We start from the raw sequence: 19,426 nt of genomic DNA on the forward strand, positions 1-19,426 counted from the left end.
AACCCGGCTGGCGCTACTGTCATTGCCGCCATGTCACTTCCGCAGCGTCCCAACCGCGCGTTGCCGCACCTGTTCGGCGAGGTGCGTCTCCCCGAGAACTACGTCCCGCCCCTGCGTCAGATCGCCATCCGGGTCGCCGCCGCGCTCGGACTGCTCGCGCTGGTGGTCGCGGTGGTCTACCTCGACCGGGACGGATACCGGGACGCCGCGGGCGGGTCACTCAGCGTGCTCGACTCGTTGTACTACGCGACGGTCAGCCTCACGACCACCGGATACGGCGACATCACGCCGATCACCCAGCAGGCCCGGCTGACGAACGTCCTGCTCGTCACGCCGCTGCGGATCGCTTTCCTTATCGTGTTGGTCGGTACGACCCTGGAGGTCCTGGCCACGCGGAGCCGGGAGCAGTGGCGCATTTCGCGATGGAGGACCAGGTTGCGCGATCACACCGTCGTCGTCGGGTACGGCACGAAGGGCCGCAGCGCGGTCGACACCCTCATCAACGGCGGGATTCCCGCCGACCAGATCGTCGTCGTCGACGCGTCACCGGGTGCGGTGGCCGAGGCGAACGCCGCCGGTCTGAGTGGGGTGGTCGGCGACGCCACCCGGGCCGACGTACTCCGCCGTGCCGAACTCTCCGTGGCCTCCCGCGTCATCGTCACCGCTCACCGGGACGACACGGCGGTCCTGGTCACACTCACCGCCCGCCAGCTGAACCCCAGCGCCACGGTGGTGGTGTCGGTACGCGAGGCGGAGAACATCCGGCTGCTGCGCCAGAGCGGCGCCGACGTCACCGTCACCTCCTCCGACGCGGTGGGCCGGATCATGGGCCTGTCCACGGTCAGCCCGGCACTCGGAACGGTGCTTGAGGACCTGCTCAGCTACGGCGAGGGCATGGAGGTGGCCGAGCGTCCCGTACTCCCCCGCGAGGAGGGCCGGTCGCCGCGCAACCTCGACGACGTGGCCGTGGCCGTCGTCCGCGGCGGCGAGGTCTACCGCTACTTCGACCCGACCGTGTCGCAGTTGCTGCGCGGGGACCGGGTCATCGTGGTCCGGCCCGCCGAGGAGCTCCCGTGGGCGCCCCGGCCGGGCGGGGAACACGACGCCCACCACGACGACCCCGACGACGGCGACGAGATCGGGCCGATCAGGCCGGCCGGGTCGGACGTGCCCGGCGGCCCCCACGCCACGCGGTGAGACACACGTCCCAGGTGTCAGGACGCCGAACGGGTCGCATAACGACCAGGTAAGGCGACAGCCGGCCGACCTGGAGGAGAGCCGAACGATGCGTGCAGTCCTACTCGAGGGTGCGGGGGGGCCGGAGGTCCTGAGGCTCGGGGACGTGCCCGATCCCGAACCCGGCCCCGGCGAGGTGGTCATCGACGTGGTCGCGGCCGGCGTCAACCGCGCCGACGTGATGCAGCGCCAGGGCAACTACCCGCCGCCGCCGGGTGCGTCGGACATCCTCGGGCTGGAGTGTTCGGGCCGGATCGCCGCGGTGGGCCCGGACGTCGACGGCTTCGCGGTCGGCGACGAGGTGTGCGCGCTGCTGGCCGGCGGCGGGTACGCCGAGAAGGTGGCGGTGCCCGCCGGCCAGGTGCTTCCCCGGCCTGAGGGCGTGAGCCTGGTCGAGGCGGCCGCGCTGCCGGAGGCGGTCTGCACCGTGTGGTCCAACGTGTTCATGCTCGCCGTGCTGCAGCCCCGGGAGACCCTGCTGGTGCACGGTGGCGCGAGCGGCATCGGCACCACCGCGATCCAGTTGGCCACCGCGCTCGGTGCGCGGGTCCTGGCCACGGCGGGTGGACCGGCCAAGTGCGCGGTGTGCCGCGACCTCGGCGCCGACGTCGCCGTCGACTACCGCGAGGAGGACTTCGTGGAGGTCGTACGCGAGACCACCGACGGGCACGGCGCCGACGTGATCCTGGACATCGTGGGCGCGCCGTACCTCGACCGCAACGTCTCCACCCTGGCCACCGAGGGCCGGCTGGTCGTCATCGGAATGCAGGGTGGCAGCAAGGGCGAGCTCGACCTGGGCCGGCTGCTGGTCAAGCGGGCCGCCGTCCTCGCGACCGGGCTGCGTGCCCGGCCCGTGGCGGAGAAGTCGGCCATCGTGGCGAGCGTCCGGGAGTACGTCTGGCCGCTGGTCGCCGACGGCCACCTGCGCCCGGTCGTGCACCAGGTGGTGCCGATCGACCAGGTGGCGGAGGCACACGGCATCCTCGACCGCGGGGAGCAGGTCGGCAAGGTCCTGCTGGCCGTCCGCGACGAGTAGCGAGCGGCGGGCACCAAGCCGGCGGTGGTTCGGCACCGAACCTTCGTCGCACGGTGCCGAACCGTCCGGCGGGAGTCCAGAAAACGGACAAACGGAAAAAAATCGGGCGGAGAGGCAACCGTGGCGCCGTTCACCCCGTCCCAACCTGTAACCCGTGGCGGCCGGACCACCGAAATCGGCTGATCCGAGTCGCCGCGGCACGGGACGACGTGCGAGGGCGCACCGACGACGAGGCGGGTGAGCGGAATGAACATCGACTACACGCAGAGGGCTCAGCGACTCGCCCGCATCCGCATCCGCGCCGAGGTCGCCCGCCGCCGGGCCGAACGGCTCCGCAGATCCGGCGACGCCGAACGCCCCACGTCGCGCGGCCGCTCCGCCGGCCACACCGACCCACATGCCTGAGGCAGCCCACCCGCGGGCCTCCCCCGTTGGCCCGGGGGTGCCCTCGCGTCTGGGACCCGATGGGGTAAGGATGGGTGCCATGACCGATCCCTTCTTCGCCTCCGACGCCGGTGCGACCGGCTCTGACCACCCCTACGGCAGCGAGGAATCGCCCCGAGTCGTGATCGTCGGCCCCGACGGCATGGCCGTGGAGGGTCCGCCCGACCGGGACGGCGACGCCGACCGTGAGGGGCACGAGGACGACGAGCGCTCGGTCACCGACCTGGTCGAGCAGCCGGCCAAGGTGATGCGGATCGGCAGCATGATCAAGCAGCTGCTGGACGAGGTGAAGGCCGCGCCGCTGGACGAGGCGAGCCGGCAGCGCCTCCGCGAGATCCACAAGTCGTCGATCGCCGAGCTGGAGAAGGGCCTCGCCCCGGAGTTGGTCGACGAGCTCAGCCGGCTCTCGCTGCCGTTCGAGGAGGGCGTGGTTCCCTCCGAGGCGGAGCTTCGGGTCGCACAGGCCCAGCTGGTCGGCTGGCTGGAGGGCCTGTTCCACGGCATCCAGACGGCATTGTTCGCACAGCAGATGGCGGCCCGGGCCCAGCTGGAGCAGATGCGCCGCTCGCTCCCGCCCGGCAGCCAACTCCCGCCGCAGATGCAGCCGGCGCCGCCGGAGGCCGAGCGTCCCGGGGGCATGTACCTCTGAGGTGACGCAGGGGGTCCGCGGCCGGCGTAGCGACTGCCTCAGAGGTAGATGCTCTCCAGTACGTGCGCGACGCCGTCCTCGTCGTTGGGCGGGCAGCGGCGTTCGACCGCGGCCAGCACCTCCGGGTGCGCGGTCGCCATCGCGAACGCCGTACCGGCCCAGGCCAGCATCGCCAGGTCGTTCGGCATGTCACCGAACGCCACCACCTCCGTGGGGTCGATCCCGCGTTCGTCACACAGCGCGGCCAGGGTCGTCGCCTTCGAGATGCCCTGGGCGGAGATCTCCAGCAGGCCCACCTGGCTGGAGTGGGTGAGCTCGACCAGGTGCCCGGCCGCCTTCCGGGCCCTCGCGAGCAGTTCGTCCGGTGAGTGGGTGTCGTGGCGGACGAGGAGCTTCACCATCGGCTGGCCCAGCAGGTCGGAGATCTCTCCGACGTAGGTCTCACCCGCGACGTCGCCGTCAATGGCGTACGTCTCCTCGTAGCCGAACCGGTCGCCGGACTCCACCCCGAACGACACCCCGGGGATCGCCGCCCGGATCGCCTCCACCACCGACCTGCCGATCTCCGGCGACAGCGGAAAGCGCTGGACCACCTGCTCCCGGTGCAGGTCGTAGACCAGGGCGCCGTTGGAGCAGACCGCGATGCCCCGGTGACCGGTCTGCTCGGCCACCGGACGCATCCAGCGCGGCGGCCGCCCGGTCGCGAACACCACCGTCGCGCCGGCCTCCTCCGCCGCGGCCAGCGCGGCGCGGGTGCGGGCCGAGACGGTTCCGTCGGAACGCAGGAGGGTCCCGTCGAGGTCACTGACGACGAGGCGGGGCGGACTGGAGGGCAGGTGGTGCGGCGGTACGGTCACCGGCCCATCCTCCCAGAGCGGCCCGCTTCGGCGTGGACGCCCGGGACCGTATCACCGCGCTCGGCGGTGATCCGGTCGGTGAGCCGGTCGGTGATCCGGAGTCAGTTCGCGGCGTTCTCGAGCCGGTCGGCGACCTTGGGGACGACCTGGCCGGCGATCTCCTGGGCGTCGGACCGGCTGTCGGCCCAGACGTAGACGGCGCTGAGCAGGTCGCCGTCGGCCTGGTAGACCGCGAGGTAGGAGTACGTCTGGCCGTCGCGGGCGTCGACCCCACGCCACGCGAACGCACCCTTGAGCGCACCCGACGGCGGGTCGACCGCCGTCACGTCACGAATCTGTCCCTGGCCGTGCTTCCAGCCCTGGCAGTCGCTGACCGCACGCTCGATCTCGGCCAGCGCCTTCGACCCCGTGCCCGGCTCGTACGCGACGGCCTCGCCGCTGACCACCAGCGACGGGGACGTGCCCGACTGCCAGAAGAAGTCCTGGTTGCGGGCGAGCCGCTTCTTGTCCCCGGCCCACTTGCGGCCGCAGATGTCGTTCGTCGGCGTGGTCAGGCTGTCGTCCTGGTTCTGGATCGCGACGTCGTGGCCGATCTCCTCCTCGGTGAGGACGATCTTGCCGATCGAACCCTTCAGCTCCTCGGCAGTCTTCGGCTCCGGCGTCGGCGTAGGAGTCGGCGTGGGACTCTTCGTCGGCTTCGCGGTCCCGGTCTTCGCGACCTTGGCCGGGGCCTTCGCCTGCCGCGCACCAGCCGAGTCGTCGTCACTGGAACCACAACCGGCGACGGCCAGCGCGCAACTGGCGACCACGGCGAGCGCAATTCGGGGGAATCTGGGCACGAGTCGGAACTCTAAACCACCGACTCCGCGGTCTCCGGCCTCACCTCCAGGCGCGGGAAGACCGCCTCCGGATCCGGCAGCCGCTCATCGAGCGCACCGGATCCGACCTGGGCGAGCACGCGGTCGGCCAGCGTGGGCACGAACGGCCCGAGCTCGGCGCCGATCGCGCGTACGGTCGCGGTGAGGACGCCGAGCACAACGTCGAGCCGGCGCCCGGCGTCCCGGTCACCGGCCCGTTCGGCCCTGGCCAGCGCCCACGGGGTGGTGTCCTCGACGTACCGGTTGGCCTGCGCGATCACCGCACGCACGGCCCGGGTTGCCGCCCGCAGGTCGAACGCCGCCAGCGCCTCGTCGATCCGGTCCGGCAACCCGTCCGCCTCGGCGACGAGCGCGGCACCGGCGGAGTCCTCACGTACAGCGGAGTCCTCACCTACGGCGGAGTCCTCACGTACGACGGAACCACCGGGATCGGCCGGAACGACACCCGCGCGGTAGCGGTGCACCATGCTGACCACCCGCTGGGTGAGGTTGCCGATCCCGCCGGCCAGGTCCTGGTTGGCCACGTCCACCAGCCGGTCGAGGGTGAAGTCGGTGTCGCCGACCTTGGGGACCCTGGCCGTGAGCCACCAGCGCAGGGCGTCGGTGCCGTACTCCTCGGTCAGCTTCACCGGGTCGACGACGGTGCCGAGCGACTTGCTGAGCTTGCGGCCGTTCGCGGTGAGGAAGTCGTGCACGAGGATCTCGGTGGGCAACGGCAGCCCGGCCGACAGCAGCATCGCCGGCCAGTAGATCGCGTGGAAGCGCAGGATGTCCTTGCCGATGACGTGCACCCGGCGGCTGCCGGCGGCATCCTCGCCACGCCACCACGTGCGGAACGCGGGCGCGTCCGGACCGTCGCCGTAGTCCAGGCCGGTGAGGTAGTTGCCGAGCGCGTCCCACCAGACGTACATCACCTGGCCCGGGTCACCGGGCACCGGCACGCCCCAGCCGCGCGCCCGGGCCACCGAGCGCGAGATCGAGAAGTCCTCGAGGCCCGCCTCGACGAAGGCGCGCACCTCGTTGGCGCGGACGCCCGGCTCGATCCGCAGCCGGCCACTGGCATAGAGGTCGAGCAGCTGCTGCTGGTAGCGGGACAGCCGGAAGAACCAGTTCTCCTCACTCACCAGCTGCGGCCGGGTCTCGTGCTGGGGACACAGCCCGTCGGCGAGTTCGTCCTCGGCGTAGAACTGCTCGCAGCCCACGCAGTACAGCCCCTCGTAGTGCTTGCGGTAGAGGTCGCCCGCGTCGGCGCAGGCGCGCCACAGCCGCTCGGCACCCGGGCGGTGGCGTGGGTCGCGGCTGGTACGCAGGAAGTCGTCGTAGGAGAGGTCGAGCACCTCGCGCTGGCGTTCGAACGCGGCGGCGTGGGCGTCCACGAAGTCCTGGGTGGGTACGCCGGCACGCTCGGCGGCCTGGACGTTCTTCAGCGCGTTGTCGTCGGTCCCGGACTGGAAGCGCACCTGGTCACCGCGCAGGCGGCGGTGCCGGGCGAGGACGTCGGCCTGGACGAGTTCGAGGGCGAACCCGAGGTGCGGATCGGCGTTGACGTACGGGATCGAGGTGGTGACGTAGAACCGTCTCGGGCGGCCGGCTGGGGTGGCCAACGGGGTTCGGGGAGTCGGACGGGCGGACATCGGGCGGGTTCCCTTCGTCTGCTCGCGAGGGGGAGGCCCGGGTCCTGACATGCAAGAAGGCCCGCTCTCGCGAGGGGCCTTCGGCAGTGGATACGGCACGGAAGCGACCCCTAGCGGGGCCGCATCATCTCCTGGTGCCGGAATGTCATGCCGGGAAGCTTACCCGCTTCCCGGATCGCCGGCAGGCGACGGCACCGCAACGTCGGGGAACCAGCGGGCAAGCTCGACGGCGACGCCGTGCTCCTCCTGCAGCGCGGTCACGTGGTCGGCGACGCGCTGGATCTCGATCGCCGCGTTGCCCATCGCGACCCCGCGTCCGGCCCACGACAGCATCTCGGCGTCGTTGTCCCCGTCGCCGATCGCCAGGATGTCCTCCCGGTCGACGCCGAGGCGCTCGGCGACCTTGGCCAGCCCGGTCGCCTTGCTCACGCCTTCGGGGGCGAGGTCGAGCCAGGCGGTGTAGCCGATGTAGTAGGCGACCCCGTGCAGGCCCACGCGGTCGATGATGTCCAGGAAGTGCTCGGCCTCGATGCTGGGCTCGCGCAGAATGACGCGGGTGGCGGGCTCGGACACCAGCTGGGCGACCGACTGCACCTCGATCTCCCCGGTCAGCTCGCCCGGGGGGAAGTGCGCGTTGACGCGGTAGCCGACGCCCAACTCCTCCACGGCCACGAGGACGCCCGGCAGCCGGGAGAGCAGCATCCGCACCACCGGCTCGGGGTCGAACGTCACCACGTCGACGAGTTCGACGCCGCGGCCGTCGACCGAGCCGTCGTGGGTGAGCGCCGCCCCCTCCGGGTGCAGGCGTACGGTCACCGCGCCGTTGCTGCAGACGAGGTACGGCGTCGGGAGGTCGAAGTGCTGGGCCAGCGGGCGGGTCGCGGTCAGCCCACGCCCGGTGGCCAGCACCACGTGCGCGCCGGCGCGCACCACCTGGCGTACGGCGGCGTCCACGACCGGTGACAGGCGGTTCTTCGCGTCGACGAGCGTTCCGTCGATGTCGAGCGCCACCAGGCGGGGGCGCCAGCTCTCGGCGATCTGATCAGGCGAGGTCGTCGAGCGAGCGGTCACGTGCGCGGCTCCAGCAGGGCCCGGCCACCGAGGAAGGGCTGCAGTGCCTTGGGCACCCGAACCGAGCCGTCGGCCTGCTGGTGGTTTTCCAGCAGCGCGACGATGGCCCGGGCGACCGCGACCAGGGTGCCGTTCAGGGTCGTCACCGGGCGGACGCCGTCGGCGTCGCGGAACCGCACGCCCAGCCGGCGCGCCTGGAACTCGGTGCAGTTGGACGTCGAGGTGACCTCGCGGTAGCGGCCCTGGGTGGGGATCCACGCCTCGATGTCGTACTTGCGCGCCGCGCTGGCGCCGAGGTCTCCGGCCGCGGTGTCGATCACGCGGTACGGAATCTCCAGCCGGTCCCAGAACTCCCGCTCCCAGGCGAGGAACCGCTGGTGTTCCTCCCGCGCCTGGTCAGGGTGGCAGAACGAGAACATCTCCACCTTGTCGAACCAGTGCACCCGGATGATGCCGCGGGTGTCCTTGCCGTAGGAGCCGGCCTCGCGCCGGAACGCCGGGCTGGTGCCGGCGTACCGCAGCGGCAGCGCGTCGGCGTCCAGGATCTCGTCCATGTGGTAGGCGGCGAGGGGAACCTCCGACGTCCCGACGAGGTAGAGGTCGTCCGCCTCGACGCGGTAAACGTCGTCGGCGGCCTGGCCGAGGAAGCCGGTGCCCTCCATCGCCCGCGGCTTCACCAGCGACGGCGGGATCATCGGGACGAAGCCGTATCCCATCGCCTGGTCCACGGCCATGTTGATCAGGGCCATCTCCAGCAGCGCGCCGACACCGGTGAGGTAGTAGAACCGCGCACCCGAAACCTTGGCGCCGCGTTCGATGTCGATCGCGGCGAGGAGCTGGCCGAGCTCGACGTGGTCGCGGGGCTCGAACCCCTCGGCGGCGAAGTCGCGGGGGTTGCCGGCCTCCTCGAGTACGACGTAGTCGTCCTCGCCGCCGGGCGGGACGTCGTCCTCCACGAGGTTGTCCAGCTCCAGCATCAGCCGCTGGAACTCGCGCTCGGCCTCGGTCTGCTCGGCCTCGGCCGTCTTCACCTGGGCCGACAGCTCCCGGGTGCGGGTCAGCAGGGCCTGCTTCTCCTCGCCCTGGGCGCGTGCGACCTGCTTGCCGAGGGACTTCTGCTCGGACCGAACCTGCTCGAACGAGGCGATCGAGGACCGGCGCCGCTCGTCGGCGGCGAGCAGTTGGTCGACGAGCTCGACCGAGGCGCCGCGAAGCCGCTGGCTGGCGCGCACCCGGTCGGGGTCTTCTCGGAGCAGTTTGGGGTCGATCACGGCATCGAGAGTACGCGGGTGGGCCGCCGGGTCCGCCACCGGTTTACCTGGTAAGCCCCAGGCCGGACCAGGCACGACGCCGTTTCGGGGCCGGATCGGCACCGAGCGGAGGGGAGTCGGCCCACGAGCCGGCTCGTGGGCCGGCGCCGGGTCCGGGCGGCGCCTTCGCAGGACGCGCCGGAGCGCCGGGGACCCCCGCGGTCTGCGAACCGGCCGATCCCGGGGTAGACATGCATTCCGTGAGTAGCAAGACGGGGGCCAAGGACCGTCGGCGGCGCCGCCGACGCGGTGTGAAGGCACCCGTGCCCGCCGCTCCGAAGGCCGCGACGCCGCGGACGAACGACCGGCAGACGCCCGAGAACGTCACCGTTGCCGACCACACCGACCACACCGACCAGGCCGACCAGGCCGACCAGGCCGACCAGGCCGACCGGGACGAACCCGGTCGGGACGAAACCGGTCGAGACGGGACCGGTGGGGACGGGACCACACAGGACGGAACCGAACAACTCCCGCGGAACGAATCCGCAAGGCACACCGGGCACGCCCGGGACGACGCCGACGACGACCGCGGCCCGGAGGACTCGTGGACGTCCACGGCCGAGCCTGGACCCGGCGCTCCGTCCGCCGAGCCGGGCCGAGCGCCCGCCGCGACCGGCAAGCCGCGGGGCTACCGCCGCCGGGACGTCCGGCCGGCCAAGCGCGCCGCCCAGGACGCGCGGCGGCGGGCCTGGCGCAACCGGGCGGTCGAGCGCCGCGCGATGTTCGCGACGCTGACCGGCAGCGCCGGGTTCGCCGTCCTCCTCGTCCTCGTCGCCATCCAGTGGTCCCCGCTGCTCGACATGGACCGCTCGGTGGCGACCTGGTGGACGACAGTGGTGACGCCGGGCTCGGGGCTCGCCGACTTCTTCCTGGTGGTGCAGGCGGTCAGCCAGCCGTGGGTGCTCCGGGCCGCCTCGGTGGTGGTGGCGGCGTTCGTGATCAGGGCCGGTTACCGGCGGCTCGGTCTGTGGCTGATCGGGGCGGTGACGGTCGGCACGCTCCTCGAGTGGTTCATCAAGGCGCTGGTCGCGCGGCCACGGCCACCGGTGGCGCGACCGGTCTCCGAACCGCTCGGATACTCCTTTCCGTCCGGACATGCCCTGACGTCGGCGCTGGTCGGGAGTGCGCTGGTGATCGTCGCTTTCCACCTCGGAGTTCGTACGCGCGGCAAGGTCGCGGCGGTCGTCGCGGCCAGCGGGACGATCATGCTGGTCGGGCTGGATCGCGTCGCCCTCTCCGTGCACTACGTTTCAGACGTGCTAGCCGCCTGGATACTCGCGCCCGCCCTGCTCGGAGCCACCGTTCTCGCCTTCGGACTGGGCCGCCCCCGCGACCCGGCAGGCGATCACGAGCCCGAGCGCCCCCGCCGCCGCGTCGCCGTGGTGCTCAACCCGTCGAAGATCGACGACCCCACCGACTTCCGCAACCAGGTCGAACGCACGGCCCAGCGCGGCGGGTGGGAGCCGCCGGAGTGGTTCGAGACCACCGTGGACGACCCCGGCCACGCGATGACCAAGGCCGCGCTCGCCGCCGAGGTCGACCTGGTGATCGCCGCCGGCGGCGACGGCACCGTCCGGGTGGTCTGCTCCGAGCTCGCCGACAGCGGCGTGCCGGTCGGGATCGTGCCCGCCGGCACCGGCAACCTGCTGGTCCGCAACCTCGGCCTGCCGCTGGACCTGCGGGAGGCGATCGAGGTGTCGTTCACCGGCTCCGACCGGCGGATCGACCTCGTTCGGGTCGAGGGGGACAGCCTGGAGACCGACCGGTTCGCGGTGATGGCCGGGCTCGGGCTGGACGCGGCGGTGGTGGGCGAAGCGCCGGCCAAGCTCAAGCGGCGGGTCGGCTGGGCGGCGTACGCGGTGTCCATCGCGCGCAACCTGTCCTTCCCCGCGCTGCGGGTGGACATCGCCGTCGACGACCATCCGCCGGTCCGCCGGTGGGCGCGCACCGTCCTGATCGGCAACGTCGGCACCCTGCACGGCGGGCTGGAGCTCCTTCCCGAGGCCGAGCCGGACGACGGGATGCTGGACGTCGTGGCGGTGGCGCCGCGCCGACTGACCGAGTGGCCGCACGTGGCATGGCGGGTGATCCGGCGCTCGAAGGCACAGGACGAACGCCTGCACACCTGGCGCGGACGCCGCGTCGTCGTCACCGCCGCGGAGGACTGCCCCCGCCAGCTCGACGGCGACGTCGTCGACGCCGGGCGTGAGCTGCGGTGCGAGATCGAGCCGGGTGTCCTGGTCATCCGGATGCCGAGTACGGAACGCCGCCACTAGGGCCGTTCCGGACCGCAGCCTCACCGACCCTGGTCCTCCGGATCCTCGTCGGCGGGCGACTCGTCGAAGGCGGACTCCAAGACGTACGCCGCCACCTGGTCGGGTTCGGCCAGCACGGCCGCGACGGCGTACCGCAGGTCCCACCGGCCGCCCGCCCAGGCCAGCGCCCGGGCCAGCCCGGCGCCGGTGGACGCGTGTGGGCGTCCGTCGTCGTCCACCCACCACTGCACCGACTGCCCGTCGACGTGCAGGTCGTCGTACTCCCGCCAGCTCGTGGGTCCCTCCGGCAGCATCAGGCGGACAGCCTCCGGCACCGGGCGTTCCCCGCCGTCGCCGCCCGGCTTGCCGTCGATCTCGCCCTCGACCTCGCCGGCGGCGAGTTCGGAGGCCAGCGGCAGATCGAGGAGCTCGGCCAGATTGTCCGCGGCCACGCCGGTCGCCACGACGTGCTCGCCCAGGTCGGTGCGCTGCGCCCACATCGGCGAGTCCACGACCACCGCGTCGTCGGCGTCCACCACCCGGGTCTGCCTGCCCGCCAGGACCCGGACGCGTTCGGGCGCGGAGTCCGAGCCGAGCAGCTGCGGGTCGAGGGAGCCGAGCTGCGCCCACAGCCGCACCATCGTCGCCGCGTCCACGACCAGGGCCGGGTCGGCGAGCCGGTGCAGGATGCGGCGCAGGCCGTCGCTGTCCAGGTCGTCGGCGGTGCGGACCAGGCCGATCGCCTGCCGGGCCGCCGGGTCGAACGCCGCCAGCCAGGCCGGAGCCGGGCGGGCCAGGGCGGCGATCGCGGGTTCGGCCTCGGGGTCGGCGTACGCGGGGATCGGCAGGCCGTCGACGTGGACGTGCCGGCGGATCCACCAGGCGGTGTACGACGGGACGTCCACCGCCGGCAGCTCCGGCTGGCGGGGGTCACGCAGCCGCGCGGGGCCGACCAGCGCCCGGCGCAGTGCCGGCTCGGCGACCAGCAGCTGGAGAGCCCGCGGCCAGGCGTCCTCTCGTACGAAGTCGACGTCGCGCACCGCGAGGAACTCCCCGACCGTGCCGCCGCCGTCGCCCGCCTCGAGCTCGTCGGCGGCCTCGCTTGCCCAGGTCTCGATGTCGTCGAGTTCCGCGAGTTCGTCCGGCGGGGCGGTGAGATCGACGTCGGAGGCGGTGACCAGGCCGAGGGTGCCGACCACGCCGGCCGCCTCCAGCACCTGCGGGCCCCAGCGCTCGAACACCGCCCGGTCCAGCGGGGCGAGGTCCTCGGGGTCGAACAGCTGCTCCGCCCGCGAGCCGGGCAGGACGAGCGCGCTCGCAGGGGCGAGCTCACCGGTGTCGTCGGGCAGGGCGAGGTCGCCCAGCCAGGGCAACTCGCCGGGCTGCAGCTCACCGCCGCGTACCGCGGCGGCGACCAGGGCGAGCACGGCGTCGGCGACGTCCGCGGGCTCGTCGGCGTCCGGGGAGTCCTGGACCGCCGCGCGGACCGCGCCGTCCTCGAGGATGCTGCGAGCGCCGGCGGGGATGGCGCCGAGGCGTTCGAGGGTGTCGAACGCGGGCTCGGCCGCGGCCACCGGGTGGATGAGCCGCAGGCCGTACGACGCGAGGACGCCGGTCGTCTCCTCCGGGAGTTCGGCGCCGCCGGGCAGCAGCAGGCCGCGCGCGCCACGGGCGACCCGGCCGTCGGCGAGCGGGACCGGCAGGGCGCCCAGCGCCTCCCGGCGTTCGGGGTCGGCGGCGGCACCGGCGAGCGCGACGTACAGGTCGTGCCACCAGTCCGGCGGGTGCGCGTCGGCGACCGCGCCGAGCTCGTCCACCAGATCGGCCAGCGGGAGCCGGCGTACGCCCAGCGCGTCGAGGGCGGAGCCGTGCCGTTGGTCGGGAGCGACCAGCCCACCGACCACGGACGCCAGCGTGCGGACGAGAACCGGGTCGGCGTTGTCGACGACGACCGCCTCCCGCGGGCGCAGCAGGAAGTGCGGGTCCTCCACCGAGGGCAGTAGCGGGGTGGCCGGGAGCCGGCGGGCGATGGCGTCGCGCAGGGCGCCGTCGAGTCGGCCGGCCGGCAGTCCGAGGGGTACGAGGTCGAGCGGGTCGGGTCCTGTCTCCAGGTCCCTGTCGGTCCCGGCCTCGGCGCAGGTGCGGGCGAGTTCGGCGTACGCCGCGGCCGCCTCCTCCACCAGCCGGTCGGTGAGCGGACCGGGCGCGACGTGCCGGCGGGTCGGGTCCAGCGGGAACGACGCCAGCAGCAGGGCGGGCAGCGACATCGGTTCGTCGGTCGGGGTGGGCGCGTGCACGACCCGCGGCAGCGCCGAGCGGGAGGTCGTTCCGCCGCCGAGCGGGTCCACCGGCGCGGCGTCGCGGGGCACCGCCCACAGGACCGACCAGTACGGCCGGTCGCGTTCCTCGGTGGGCCGATCGGCGAGCAGCGCGGCGCGCTCGGCCTCCGTCCAGGTCCCGCCGGCCCGGACGGTGTGCCAGCGGGCCGCGGCGTCGGACAACACGCGTACCGGAGCGGTGCCGGTGTCGATCTCGATCCGGTCCAGGCTGGGCAGGGCCAGCAGCAGGGTGTCGTCGACCTCGGCCAGCAGCTCGCGTACCAACTCCGCCGCGGCCTCGTCGCGCAACGGCAGCACCACCGCCGTGTCGAATCCCTCCGGCGGCTCGCCCTCCGCGGGGAACGGCAGCCGCAGCGCGGGCACCTGGCCCCCGCGTCGGCGTATCTCCGTGTCCAGGCCGGGCGCCTCCCGCGCCGCCTCGGCGACCAGCGCGGCGGTGTCGGCGCGGGAGAACCGCACGCCGCCGGACCGGGACAGGAGGACCGGCTCGTCGGTGACCGCGAGCACCGCCGCGAACCCGACCCCGAACCGGCCGACAGCCGACTCGGTCGGCTCGGTCGGCTCGGTCAGCCCGCCCGGCTCCCTCGGCTCCCTCGGCTCGTCGCGCTTGGCGGAGGCCCGCAGGGTCGCCAGCGACTGCACCCCGTCGGCGGTCAGCCCGGCACCGGTGTTCTCGACCACGAGGACGGGTCCGCCGGACGCCGACCACGCCGGCGCGTCGTCGCGCACCGTGAACCGGACGACTCCGGGGACGCCTGCGCGGGCGGCCGCGTCGGCGGCGTTCTGCGCCAGCTCGACGACCAGCCGGTCGCGGTAGCCGCCGAGGGCGAGGTCCTCCTCGGCGTTGGCGTCCTCCCGGAAACGCGCCGGTGACGCCGACCAACCAGCCAGCACCCGGTCGCGGATCTGCCCTGTCGCAAACGGATCGCTCACCGTAGGCATTATCGACCCGACCACGCCCGCCCGCGGTCGGGGCGTGCGGACACGTCCACCGAAATGACGTAGCCCCGGCGACGTGATCGAGGATCAGCGGTCCACCGGGGCGGTTCGTCCGGGGACTTACCCCGTGTCGGGCCGGTTCACACCGATAGAGTCGGTTCGCCGCAACTGGCGCGGATGGATCCGACCATCGGGGAGCGGCACCGGCCTTCGTGCCTGGACCGGCCTCGACCGCCTGGGGGCCTCGGTCCGCAGCATCCACCTGCGACCGAGGAGATCCGCGATGCACCTGCGGTACGGCATGAACCCCCACCTACCTGCGTCCGTGACGCCCCTACGCCCCGGCGAGTGGCCACTCGAGGTGGTCAACGGCACGCCGTCGTACCTCAACCTGCTGGACGCCCTGGCCGGCTGGCGGCTGGTCGCGGAGGCCGCCGGCGTGTTCGGCCGGCCCGCCGCCGCGTCCGTCAAGCACCTGTCGCCGGCCGGTGCCGCCCTCGACGGTCCGGTGGACGAGGTGGCGGCGGCCACTTTCGGGCTGGGAAGCGCGGACGCGGCCGGGCTGAGTCCGGTCGCGCGGGCGTACGTTCGGGCGCGGGACACCGACCCGCAGTCGTCGTACGGCGACGTCGTCGCGGTGTCGGCGCCGGTCGACGTGACGCTGGCCCGGCTGTTGCGCCGCAAGGTGTCGGACGCGATCGTCGCTCCGGCGTACGAGCAAGGTGCGGTTGACATCCTGGCGGCCAAGAAGGGCGGACGTTTCCTCGTCCTGCGGACGGATCCTGCGTACGAACCGCCCGGGGAGGAGGTCCGGGAGGTGCACGGCCTGCGCCTGGTCCAGCCTGTCGACAAGCTGCGATTGACACCTGAGCTGGTACGCGTGGACACGACAGGACGTCCGCTGCCGGCACGCGCCGTCGAGGACCTGCTCCTCGGCCAGGTCGTGCTCCGGCACACCCAGTCCAACTCGACCGTCTACGTCCGTGCGGGCATGACCCTCGGAGTGGGCGCCGGCCAGCAGTCCCGGATCGCCTGCACCCGGATCGCCGGCGCCAAGGCCGACGCCTGGTGGGAGCGCAGAAAGCAACGGCCCGGCGAGGTCGCGTTCGGGTCGGACGCGATGGTGAACTTCCGAGACAACGTGGACGAGGCCGCCCGGCACGGCGTGCGGTGGTTCGCCGAGCCGGGCGGTTCGATCCGCGACGACGAGGTGGCGCAGGCCTGCCGCGAGCACGGGATCGGCCTCGTCCGGACCGGGGTGCGCCTCTTCCGGCACTGAAGCAGGCCCGGATCAGGTGCGGGCGAGAACGGGAGCGCCGTCAGCGCGCCGGCGAGCTCGCCCGGATGATCCGACGCTCGCCGAGCCGGACCGCTGACCCGGTGGCCCGACGGGCTCCGACACCAGGTCGACGGCGCGGGATCACGCGGATGTCGGTGGTCCCTGCCATGGTGTTCTCGTGCCGGCACCGCGGCGACCCACGCCCGCCGCGGTGCCAGAGCACGAGCACACAGCACAGCACCGCGGAACCCCAGGGGCCGGTCTCGCGCGCTGCGGCTATAGGGCGTGTCCTAGCCGCGGCCTTCGCGCACCCGCGCCAGCCAGTCCGCCGCGTCGCGGAAGTCGGCGTCGGCGGTGCCGCTGCGCAGGTGGATCCGGGCGCCGTCCGCGCGCGGGTACGAGCCGAGGAAGCGCACCTCCGCACACACCCGGCGCAAGCCCATCAGGGCCTCGCCGACCCGCGCCTCGGCGACGTGTCCCTCGCAGTCGATGGAGAAGTTGTACCGGCCGATGCCGTCCCCGGTCGGCCGGGACTCGATCCGGGTGAGGTTGACCCCGCGTACGGCGAACTCGTCCAGGATCTCCAGCAACGCCCCCGGGTGGTCGTCGCGGATGAACGCCACCAGGGACGTCTTGTCGGCGCCGGTCACCGGCCCCGGCGCGGCCGGCCGGGTGGCCAGCACGAACCTCGTCACCGCGTCGGCGTTGTCCTCGATCTCGTTCGCCAGCACCTCGAGCCGGTACCGCTCACCGGCGATCCGGGGTGCCACCGCCGCGTCGAACTCCGAGCCGTCCTCCGCGACGGCGGCGGCAGCGGCAGCGGTGGAGGAGGCCAGCGTCACCTCCGCCTGCGGAAGGTTGTCCGCCAGCCAGCGCCTGCACTGCGCGGCGGCGTGCGGGTGGGTGCTGATCCGCTTGCAGTCGGCCAGTTGCGTGCCGGGGCGGGCCAGCAGCGCGAACGACACCGGCAGCAGGATCTCCCGGGTGATCGCCAGGTGACCACCGGCGAGTTCGTCGAGGGTGACGGGGACGCCGCCCTCGACGGAGTTCTCGATGGGTACCACCGCACCGTCGGCCGCGCCGGAGCGTACGGCGTCCAGGGCGGCGGGGACCGTCGCGCAGGGTTCGGGATCGATCCGGTCGATGTGGGGCAGGGTGCGCAGGGCCGCCTCGGTGAAGGTCCCGGCGGGACCGAGATAGGCGTACCGGACACGTGCGGCTTCGGTCACGCTCCGAGAGTAGACCGGCAGGACCGGCCGCCCGCGCCAGGCCCGGCTCAGGTCTTCGGCCCCGAGGGCCTCACGAGCCGGAGGGCTCGACCCTTCCGGCGACCCCGTCCAGGATGAGCTCGAGCCCGAACGCGAAGTCGGCGTCGTCCGCGGCCGCGTCGGGGGTGTCCGGCGCCGGAGTCTCGAACAGTCCCGACGCGAACAGCCGGGCCATCTGTGGAAACCGCCCCGGCTCGACGAGGCGTTCCAGCGCCCGGCCGTACGCCCGCTCGGCCTCGACCTGCCCCAGCCCCTCGGGCCTGCTCTCGGCGAACTCACCTGACCTGCGTACCGACTGCGCGACGTAATCGCTGATCAGCGACAGGATGCCCACCTTGGGCCCCCAGTCCAGGCTGGTGCCGGACACCGCGGTCAGCGCGGCCTCCATCCAGGCGATCTGGTGCGGTCCCGCGGGCGGTCCGGTGGCCGGTATCCGGGTCAGCCACGGCCGACGCCGGAACACCGAGCGCTGCGCGAACGCCCACGTACGCAGCCCTGCCCGCCAGTCCTGCGGGTCGATCGGCGGCGGCGAACCCAGGGCCGAGTCGGCCATCAGGGCGAGCAGTTCGTCCTTGGACCCGACGTGCCGGTAGAGCGACATCCCCGTGAAGCCGAGCTTCTTGCCGACCCGGGGAAGGGTCACGCCGGCCAGGCCCTCACGGTCGGCGATCTCCACCGCCGCGGCGACCACCTGGTCGACGTCGAGAGCGGCGGGCCGCCCGAGCCGGGAGGGCTCGGGGATTCGCCACAGCCGGCGCAGCGGCGCCGGCACGTGGTCGTCGTCGCTGCTCATGACCCCCTCGTTCCCGCCCGCGAATGTGCCGGAATGTAACCGTCATCCTGCCAGACAGAGTTAGTTTCCCTCTGATAGTTTGTTGATCAAACTTAGTCGGCATCCGCTGAACCCGACCATGGGGGACACCATCAACGTCGACGTCGCACCCTCGACCCGAAGAGGGCCGGTCCGGCCCGCCGAACGCGCCCTCGCGCCCGACCTCGCGCGGGGAGCGATGCTGCTGATCATCGCCGTGGCCAACGTCGCGGGAGTCGTCTTCGCCGGCGAGCCCGGCCTGGACACCACACCGCACGGCGCCGAGCGCATCCTCAACTTCTGGCTCTTCGACCTCGTGCACGCCCGCGGCTATCCCGTCTTCGCGGTGATGTTCGGCTACGGGATCGTCCAGCTCGCCCGGCGCCAGGAAGCCGCGGGCGCCACACCCCGGTCCGTCCGCTCGGTGCTGCTGCGCCGCAACGCCTGGCTCGTCGTCTTCGGGCTCGCGCACGCCGCCCTGCTGTACTACGGCGACTTCCTCGGCGCCTACGGCATCGTCGGGATCGTGATGACGCTGGTGCTGTTGCGCCGCGGCGACCGCTTCCACCGGATCGTGCTCGCGATCTGGGCGCTCACCCTGGTGGAGGTCACGGTCTTCGCGGTGCTGGTGGTGAGCCGCCTCACCGGAGGTGCGAGCGGCTCCGCGGGCCTCCCGCCCAAGCACATCGACTCACTCGCCGCGGCGAGTTACCCGGCGTCCGTGCTGGACCGCCTCGGCGAGTGGCCCGCGCACACGCTGACCGTGCTGCCGTTCATCGTCATCACCTGGCTGGGAATGTGGGCCGCGCGCCGCCGCGTCCTCGAGGAGCCCGCCCGGCACCGGACCCTGCTCGGGTGGACCGCCTTCGCCGGACTGGGGATCGCCGTCGCCGGGGGCCTGCCCGCCGCGCTGGTCTCCGCCGGCTGGCTGCACGCCGACGAGTCGGTCGCAGCCCTGGCGCTCACCCTGCACGGCGCCAGCGGCATGTTCGCCGGGCCGGGTTACGTGGCGCTGTTCGGGCTGATCGCCGCGCGCGTGGCCACGACCACCGGGCCCGGACCGGTCGTCGGCGCCCTCTCCGCCCTGGGCCGGCGCTCGCTGTCGGGATACCTCACCCAGTCGGTGGCCTGGCTCGTCCTGCTGGCTCCGTTCACGATCGCCCTGGGCGGCCGGTTCGGCAGCCCCACCGTCACCGGCCTGGTGGTCGCGGTCGCCGTCTGGCTCGGGACCGTCGTGGCCGCGGACCGGCTCGACCGCCGCGGCCGTCCGGGGCCGGCGGAGTTCGTGCTCCGCAGGCTGACGTACGGACCTCGCGACGGCCGGCCGTAGGCCATCCGGAGGGGACCGGCGAGCGACAGAGGTGGCGGGCTGTGACAGCGGTTGGATTGGTCTGGAATCGCCAGCGGCATTCGGCTC

The 19,426-nt window shown here is 73.1% G+C and carries 15 protein-coding genes; 7 read left to right on the forward strand and 8 right to left on the reverse strand.

What is annotated here, in order from left to right; translation table 11 throughout:
• Positions 1 to 30: 30 nt before the first annotated feature.
• The 4 genes from ABZV93_RS04730 to ABZV93_RS04745 all read left to right on the forward strand — a co-directional run bounded on the left by ABZV93_RS04730 (position 31) and on the right by ABZV93_RS04745 (position 3,365).
• Complete coding sequence (locus ABZV93_RS04730; RefSeq protein ID WP_354930373.1) at positions 31 to 1,197, forward strand: potassium channel family protein; 1,167 nt, start codon at positions 31 to 33, stop codon at positions 1,195 to 1,197.
• Positions 1,198 to 1,285: 88 nt separating this feature from the next.
• The gene (locus ABZV93_RS04735) at positions 1,286 to 2,272 is read left to right on the forward strand and encodes an NAD(P)H-quinone oxidoreductase (protein WP_354930376.1); all 987 of its coding nucleotides are present in this window, start codon (positions 1,286 to 1,288) and stop codon (positions 2,270 to 2,272) included.
• A gap of 246 nt (positions 2,273 to 2,518) precedes the next feature.
• Positions 2,519 to 2,677, forward strand: a complete 159-nt coding sequence (locus tag ABZV93_RS04740; RefSeq protein WP_354930379.1) for a hypothetical protein — start codon at positions 2,519 to 2,521, stop codon at positions 2,675 to 2,677.
• A gap of 79 nt (positions 2,678 to 2,756) precedes the next feature.
• Complete coding sequence (locus ABZV93_RS04745) at positions 2,757 to 3,365, forward strand: bacterial proteasome activator family protein (protein ID WP_354930382.1); 609 nt, start codon at positions 2,757 to 2,759, stop codon at positions 3,363 to 3,365.
• A gap of 38 nt (positions 3,366 to 3,403) precedes the next feature.
• Here ABZV93_RS04745 and ABZV93_RS04750 read toward each other — a convergent pair whose 3' ends face one another.
• The 5 genes from ABZV93_RS04750 to serS form a co-directional block, all read right to left on the reverse strand.
• Positions 3,404 to 4,222 carry an HAD family hydrolase gene (locus ABZV93_RS04750; protein ID WP_354930385.1) on the reverse strand — a complete coding sequence of 273 codons (819 nt, stop codon included), beginning with the start codon at positions 4,220 to 4,222 and terminating at the stop codon, positions 3,404 to 3,406.
• A 101-nt stretch (positions 4,223 to 4,323) separates the two neighbouring features.
• On the reverse strand, positions 4,324 to 5,061 hold the full coding sequence (locus tag ABZV93_RS04755; protein WP_354930388.1) for a hypothetical protein: 738 nt from the start codon (positions 5,059 to 5,061) through the stop codon (positions 4,324 to 4,326).
• An 11-nt stretch (positions 5,062 to 5,072) separates the two neighbouring features.
• Positions 5,073 to 6,734, reverse strand: coding sequence for a methionine--tRNA ligase (metG, locus tag ABZV93_RS04760; RefSeq protein ID WP_354930391.1), 1,662 nt, complete (start codon positions 6,732 to 6,734; stop codon positions 5,073 to 5,075).
• A 159-nt stretch (positions 6,735 to 6,893) separates the two neighbouring features.
• Positions 6,894 to 7,805 (reverse strand): HAD-IIB family hydrolase, encoded by a 912-nt coding sequence (locus ABZV93_RS04765; RefSeq protein WP_354930394.1) that lies wholly within the window; start codon positions 7,803 to 7,805, stop codon positions 6,894 to 6,896.
• Entirely contained in the window at positions 7,802 to 9,076 is a 1,275-nt protein-coding gene (serS, locus tag ABZV93_RS04770) for a serine--tRNA ligase (RefSeq protein WP_354930397.1), read from the reverse strand. Before serS ends, ABZV93_RS04765 begins: the two co-directional genes overlap by 4 nt.
• Positions 9,077 to 9,315: 239 nt before the next feature.
• On the opposite strand from serS, the gene ABZV93_RS04775 reads away from it, so the two are divergent.
• On the forward strand, positions 9,316 to 11,394 hold the full coding sequence (locus ABZV93_RS04775; RefSeq protein ID WP_354930400.1) for a diacylglycerol kinase family protein: 2,079 nt from the start codon (positions 9,316 to 9,318) through the stop codon (positions 11,392 to 11,394).
• Between the two features lie 20 nt (positions 11,395 to 11,414).
• On the opposite strand, the gene ABZV93_RS04780 is transcribed toward ABZV93_RS04775, so the two are convergent.
• On the reverse strand, positions 11,415 to 14,645 hold the full coding sequence (locus ABZV93_RS04780) for a hypothetical protein (protein WP_354930403.1): 3,231 nt from the start codon (positions 14,643 to 14,645) through the stop codon (positions 11,415 to 11,417).
• Between the two features lie 289 nt (positions 14,646 to 14,934).
• On the opposite strand from ABZV93_RS04780, the gene ABZV93_RS04785 reads away from it, so the two are divergent.
• The gene (locus tag ABZV93_RS04785; RefSeq protein WP_354930406.1) at positions 14,935 to 15,930 is read left to right on the forward strand and encodes a 5-aminoimidazole-4-carboxamide ribonucleotide transformylase; all 996 of its coding nucleotides are present in this window, start codon (positions 14,935 to 14,937) and stop codon (positions 15,928 to 15,930) included.
• 290 nt (positions 15,931 to 16,220) lie between these two features.
• Here ABZV93_RS04785 and pheA read toward each other — a convergent pair whose 3' ends face one another.
• Together pheA and ABZV93_RS04795 are read right to left on the reverse strand one after the other, a co-directional pair.
• Positions 16,221 to 17,159 (reverse strand): prephenate dehydratase, encoded by a 939-nt coding sequence (gene pheA, locus ABZV93_RS04790; RefSeq protein WP_354930409.1) that lies wholly within the window; start codon positions 17,157 to 17,159, stop codon positions 16,221 to 16,223.
• Positions 17,160 to 17,229: 70 nt separating this feature from the next.
• Positions 17,230 to 17,991 carry a TetR/AcrR family transcriptional regulator gene (locus tag ABZV93_RS04795; RefSeq protein WP_354930412.1) on the reverse strand — a complete coding sequence of 254 codons (762 nt, stop codon included), beginning with the start codon at positions 17,989 to 17,991 and terminating at the stop codon, positions 17,230 to 17,232.
• Positions 17,992 to 18,109: 118 nt separating this feature from the next.
• Between ABZV93_RS04795 and ABZV93_RS04800 the strand changes: the two genes are divergently transcribed.
• The gene (locus ABZV93_RS04800; RefSeq protein ID WP_354930415.1) at positions 18,110 to 19,339 is read left to right on the forward strand and encodes a DUF418 domain-containing protein; all 1,230 of its coding nucleotides are present in this window, start codon (positions 18,110 to 18,112) and stop codon (positions 19,337 to 19,339) included.
• The last annotated feature ends 87 nt before the right edge of the window (positions 19,340 to 19,426 follow it).

The organism is Actinopolymorpha sp. NPDC004070, assembly GCF_040610475.1.
Lineage (GTDB): Bacteria > Actinomycetota > Actinomycetes > Propionibacteriales > Actinopolymorphaceae > Actinopolymorpha.